The 6,103-nt window shown below is 57.0% G+C and carries 4 protein-coding genes; 2 read left to right on the top strand and 2 right to left on the bottom strand.

The features are described 5' to 3' along the window. The first annotated feature begins 166 nt into the window (after positions 1 to 166). Both FFS60_RS28855 and FFS60_RS25300 read left to right on the top strand, forming a co-directional pair. Entirely contained in the window at positions 167 to 874 is a 708-nt protein-coding gene (locus FFS60_RS28855) for a hypothetical protein (RefSeq protein WP_177474088.1), read from the top strand. A gap of 113 nt (positions 875 to 987) precedes the next feature. Further along, a complete protein-coding gene (locus FFS60_RS25300; protein WP_137823536.1) occupies positions 988 to 1,275 on the top strand; it encodes a hypothetical protein in 288 nt (95 codons plus the stop codon). 148 nt (positions 1,276 to 1,423) lie between these two features. Here the strand turns inward: FFS60_RS25300 and brxL are convergent, their stop codons facing one another. Further along, positions 1,424 to 3,478, bottom strand: a complete 2,055-nt coding sequence (gene brxL / locus FFS60_RS25295) for a protease Lon-related BREX system protein BrxL (RefSeq protein ID WP_171016575.1) — start codon at positions 3,476 to 3,478, stop codon at positions 1,424 to 1,426. Beyond that, positions 3,462 to 6,083, bottom strand: coding sequence for a BREX-1 system phosphatase PglZ type A (gene pglZ / locus FFS60_RS25290; RefSeq protein WP_137823535.1), 2,622 nt, complete (start codon positions 6,081 to 6,083; stop codon positions 3,462 to 3,464). The genes brxL and pglZ overlap by 17 nt, the downstream gene beginning before the upstream one ends. Between the last annotated feature and the right edge of the window lie 20 nt (positions 6,084 to 6,103).

Genomic DNA, 6,103 nt, shown 5'->3' with positions numbered 1-6,103 from the left:
CAGACTAACAATGCCAGCCCTGCGTCGCTGCGCTCCGACTGCCTGTCCGAATGAGCGTGGAACAGGTGTCCGGATCAGTGTGGGCTGAGTGTCCGAATGGCGTGGAATCCGCACTCAGTGAGCAATTGGCAACTGGACGACGCCGTCGAGTGAAGGTTACAACCTGATGCGCATCTACCTCGATACCGAATTCACGTCGCTCAACCGGTTCACGTACCGGCTAATTAGCCTTGCCCTCGTCGCACCTGGGGGCTACGAGTTCTACACCGAGCTAACCGACAGCTGGAGCGAAGATGAATGCTCCGACTTCACCACTTCGGTTGTAATCCCGCAGCTCAATCTAACGGACTACGGCAAAACCACCACACAGGCGCGTGTGGAGCTGCTGGAGTTCCTCGACATGCTTCGCCCGGCCACGATCATCAGCGATGCGATGGCTTGGGATTGGCCTCTCCTAATCTGGTTGGCAGGGCCAACGGGGCTGCCTGATGGCATTGAAGCAGGGACGCTGCCCACCGACATCCAGGGCGATGCCGATACTTTGGTCGAAGCGCCCCACCACGCGCTTCTGGACGCCAGGCTGCTGGCAGAGACGGTGGAGCGTCACAACCTGGAGAACCAATCGCACCTCAGCCTGAGCGACATCTATCCGGTCGAACTCCGGTTGTATGGGCACATGCTGGTCGGCCTTGCCCAGCGCCGTGCAATGGCCGAGATGGTGCCCGGTAAGACAACCTTGCGAGAAATGCGTGCCAGAACTCGAGCACTGCTGAAAGACCCAGTGGTGCTTCAGCAGCTTCGAGCCGAATGGGCATCGCTTCCGTCCGACTTTGATCCATGGATATGGGCAATCGAAAGAAGCAAGCACCGCTGAGAGCAAGTGGATACTCGACACAAAGAGTTTGCTAGGCGTCTATCCAGAGCCAGGACAGAGGCCCGAGATGAACCCCTACCACAACGAGCCACGACAGCAGGGGGACACTTAGCATGAACGTAGGCCAACTGATTGCGATTCTGAAGCAATGCCCGAGCGAAATGGAGGTCATGGTCGAAGGCTACGAAACCGGCTTCGACCCGATCCACGCGCTCTCTCACAAGACCTTGCTTGGCGTGCAGCATGCCGAGGACTATGACGGCCTCTATGACGCCCCTGAAGAGCTTGCAATAGACCTTCCGGATGGTTACTCCAAAGGTATTCAGGCCGCGCTCAGGAGGCCCAGTGGCGAGCCTCGGGAATACATCGTGATCACGGGGCTTCGCGGGCACCGGCGGTAAGGTAGATTTACCCGCTGACGAACGTTACCAAGTCCAAATGCCGGCAGAACACGGTAGATCGACTGACCTGCCCTCCTCACGTCGCAGTCGATTTCAGAGCTGAATGCATAGCATCCAGCTCTGAGCGCTGGCTCGGTAGCCTTAACCGTCAGCTAACCCCAAGCGCTTTGAAAGCCGCATCCACCGGATCGCTATAGAAGCTCGTCTGGAATTTGGCAAATAGCTCACCCGGCACGGTTGGAATGTCTGTCACGCTGGCCATCGGCAAGAGAATGCGCTTTGCCCCCGCATCGAATGCCACCTGCATGCACTCGGCGAGGTTCTCGACAGGCACCACGTTGCCCCCCAAACTCATGTCGCCCAACACCACCATCTGTGCTTGGAGCGGTCGCTGCATCAATGCAGAGCAATACGCAACAAAGCCGGCCAGGGTCAGCGCTTTCGGGGCCCCAGTGTTGTGTAGCTCAACCACATGCAGGTGGTAGTCATGATCGCCGACTTTCGAGGCTGCGCTGATTCGATTGATGTTGGCCTTGAAGTAGTCGAAGGCCACCTTCAGTGCTTCTTTGGCTGAAGAGCTGTTGCCCAGGCCAGACATGTTCAACTTGCCACTGCCGGCAGTGATCTGGGTCTCCAGGCGATACAGTCCGAGATGCCCGCCGGCGCCCGTCGAAACCAAATGCATAGTGCCTGGTTTTCCCTGCCCTTCAGGGATCAGCCCGCCGCCGCCCTGCTCCGGCACGCTGACAAAGGTTTCCTCAAGCGTGTCAGCGTCGATGTACGAGAAATGGACATCGAAGAACTCCATCCCGCCAATCTTTTTCAGTTGCTCCTTCACCCGACGACGAGTTTCCAGGGCGTACTCCAGGCAGCGACGGACTGCCTCGCGATCATAGTCCGCACTCGGATACAGCAGCTTCAGCAACCCAGACACCGTGCGACGTACGGCTATGGTGTCACGCTGGTTGAGGTTGTTGCCCAGCTTGAAATACCGGTCGATGGCATCAGCGAAGTTTCGCTTGCGCATCTCACGCATGAACTCGGCCAGGTAGTCAGTGATCAGCCCATAGCGGTTGGTGAAGAACTCTGGGCGCATCTTGGGCACTTCCCAGCCTGGGATATAGGCATGGAAGCGATCAAAGAACGCAGAGTCGATCATTGCACTGGGGAATGGCGCAAGCAGGTGGCTGGTCTTCACCAAGGTATCCACCGGCTGGTTGATGTTGCCAACGAACATCATGCTGGCTGAGGCCGAGATTGAGTCACGGCCACGGGCAAAGGAACCGGAGGCCATGAAGTCCTTCATGATCTGCACACCGTCTTTGTCCTTGAACGAGATCCCAGCCACCTCGTCAAAGGCCACCACATCCCACATGCCGACCAGCCCTACCTGCCTACGAGACATGTTGTAGAACAGATTGGCCACCGTGGTTTGCCCACCGGAGACCAGGATGCTGTTGGGGCTGACTTCCTTGTAGATGTGGCTCTTGCCCGTGCCACGGGGGCCAAGCTCACAGCAGTTGTAGTTGTTCTCGACAAAGGCAATCATCCGCGTCAGCAGATGCCATTTCGTGCGCCCATTGAAATGTGCCGGCTCCATACCGGTTGAGCGCAACAGCACATCGATCCATTCGCTTTCACTGAACGCCTTGCGCGCCTCAAGGAGCGCATCCATGTCCATGTTCGGCATCTGGATGGGCTTGAGGTCATGCACCGTGAATGGCGACCCCTTGGCGCCCTCCTCGAAGAAGTAGTTCAGTGTCACGATGCACCAGATACCGCCAGCCAGGAGCTTCTCGAACTCCTTGATAAAGCGACTGGGGATTTCCGCATCCTTTACCCCCAGATTCATGAACAAGGCTTGGTAGATATCCCGGCGCTCGTTCAGGCTAACCGTCACCTTGTCGATGATCTTGAAGCTGCCACGTTCTCGGATCTTCGATTTGACCTTCTCCGCCTCATCGGGACGGACATAGTTCTCTGCCAGAATGCGCTTGACCGTTTCCAAGCCATCCGCAATGACATCGTCGTTGTCCGAGGCGCAGTACATGCCGAGCAAGTACTCCAGCACGTAGACAGGCACGTTAATGCCTTCCTTCAAACGTTTGGTCAGATCCTTGCGCACAACCTTGCCGGCAAAACGCTGGTTCAGGCGGCCGTCCAGATCGAGTTCAGGGTTGCCGCTGTCAGAAGTCGAAGTCATTGCTAATCGCCAGGTTGATTCGCACATCAATACGGAATTGCTCAACGTCCGTTTCAGCGTCGAGCAGCTTAAGGGAGTAGCGCTCACTTGAAGAGAACGGCCAATTCAGCAAGGTTAGAGCCACCTTGCGCTGACGCTGGTCGAGATTCTGGGAGTCGCTATCCATCGAAATCTGTTCGACGACGGATACCGCTTCGCCTGCTTCATCGAACAGCCCAACGCGGAGAACCGCCGGATGCACCCGTTCGGAGACTGCCTCTGTCTGCAAAAGATTGAACACGTAGCGATTGGTAGTAATCGTGAAGTTGCTTCCAAGCACGGTGACCTGAACCTTTCGCACGGCAGTGTCCTTGGCCTTTTGCCCCCTCACCTGCTGCACCTTGATCACCGGTACTGCTATCTCTTGCAAGCTGGCGCCGCCATGAATGAAGCGAGCTCCGCCGACAAAGTGGAATCGGTTAACCCCTTTTGGCGACCAGAACATCATGTCGTCGCTGATACCCGCCGTGTCTCGAATGTAGCCCGCATGCACCTGATCACTGGTGCCAAGGTTTCGACCAACCAGGTAACGCTTCTTCGACACGATGCTTCCAGTAGGCTTAGCCACCAGCTTGCTCTTATCCAGCGCCTCAGGCGCAGAGTCCTGGAACAGGAAACCGTGATCAGCAGTCACCAGCACACGATGGCCATTGAGATTGTTGATGATGCGCATGACGATGGCTTCGAGCTCGTCAATAGCATCTCGGCAGGCACTGAACGTACTGCTTTCGGTGCTGGAGGAGTCGCCGACAGCATCGATCTTGTTGTGGTAGATGTAGATGACCCGATAAGGCTTGATCAGCTCACGCCCATGAGTCTTGTTCATATTCAGAAAGTCTTCGGCGCGCAGGGCAAGGCCATCGACCCCGGACAAGATTTTGTTCCGCGAATCCAGGCCATCGCTACTCACGCCATCGACCTGTACCAAACCTGCATCGGTGTAGCTCAGTGCCTTGTGCGGGAGCAGGCTGGCCATGCCGAGCTTTGTGTATGAGGGCAACACCCCCAACTGGCTACCAAGCTCTGCCGCGAAACGATACTTGCCGTTCAGGGACTCATTCAGCTCCTGGGCAACCTCATAGCGAAGCGCATCGCTGATAACCACGAACACCCGACGATCTTCGCCCCCTTTCAGGTAGCGATCCACTTGCTCGGCGTAGAAGTTCTGTTGATTGGGTACCTCAGGCAATTGCCACTGCTTAAGCAGACCGCCCTCAAGGAAGCTGCCCCATTTCAGCGCCAAGGGCTGCAAGAACCCACCCAGGTAATCATGCTCCACCCGACTCGTCAGTGGTGACAAGGCATCCGGGCTTCGTGCATAAACGGCGTCGGCAGCCTCGTGATAGAGCCGATACAGCTGGTCGAAGCGATACAGCTCGCTGGTGTACGCGCTGTAGCACGCCTCCGCCGAGGCAAAGGAGAAGCCCGCGACGTAGCGTAACCGCAGCTCAAACAGCTCAGAGGCTGCAATCAGAGCGCGGTAGTAGCCACACCAGATGGAGCGATTGGCATCATCGTTGTCTGGCCAACGGGAGTTGGCCCAATAGCCATCCATGCGCCGACCGGCCATATCCCGTAATTGCTGGCCCACCGTTTCGCTGGTGTTGTTGAGCACCGCGTCCCGCAATCGCTCGGCAATCTGCCGCTCAACATCGACAAAAGTGCTCACCGCCATCAAGGCCTCGAGCGGCACCTGGGCTAGCAGTTCCACCGGGCGTAAGTCAGCAGCGATCCGCTTGGACAATCGATCATAGGAACGCTGACGCACCGTGCTGTCGCGCCACTGCGATAAAAAGACCGCAATGTTGGCGGCGCGCGCTTGACTCAGCTGAAGAGCCTTGAGGTTGGCCGGGGTCTGCGTATGGAGGGCGTGCCCCATGTCCGTAGCAAACAAGCGCACCAGAAAATGCCGCAGGGAAGGCTCAGTGTGCTGATAACCGAATGCTTGCAGCATCAACTGCCAGAACACCGGCTGCATGTCGAATTTGCTGATCGACTCCCACAGCGGGTTGCGCTCCAAATCCTCCGCTTCAGCCAAGGTCGCAAAAATGGCCGTAAGGACTGCAAACAGTTCGGCCTGGTCGACCTTCGCCAGCACCGCAAGGATCTTCAGATCCAGCGTCGATTCATCGTCTTCAGGGGTGAGCAAGCGCTGGATCTTGGCGACGCGTTCTTTGCTAGAGAAAAAGGCACTTCGCGCGTTCAGGTGATCGCGCAGACTGAGCTGACGCAGTCCCAGCTCCTGCAACAGCATGGAGGTGCGATCTGCCGCAAATGGTGCAGCGTACAAACGGACATCCAACAACCAGTCCTGCTCCGGATCTGGCCGATGTCGGTCTTCATAAATCAGAAAACGGCCCGCTGGGCTAAGCAACTCAATCTGTTGCTTGATTGCCAGTGCAGGCTTCGCGGATCGCCGCAAGATCTCAACGTCCGGTAAGCTCAAATTTTCCAGAATTTCACTGAACTCCCCCTGCGGATCCTCCCACCACACCACACGGCTGGAGGCAAACTGCTGGCGCAGACCGTCGATAATCCGTTCGATTTGCGCAGATTGCTCAGACATCAGTAACTGCCCCAAAGGTT

Source organism: Pseudomonas sp. D(2018), from assembly GCF_005502555.1.
Taxonomy (GTDB): domain Bacteria; phylum Pseudomonadota; class Gammaproteobacteria; order Pseudomonadales; family Pseudomonadaceae; genus Metapseudomonas; species Metapseudomonas resinovorans.
Note: the sequence above shows the minus strand (reverse complement) of the source record. Positions and strands in the feature narration are given on the sequence as shown.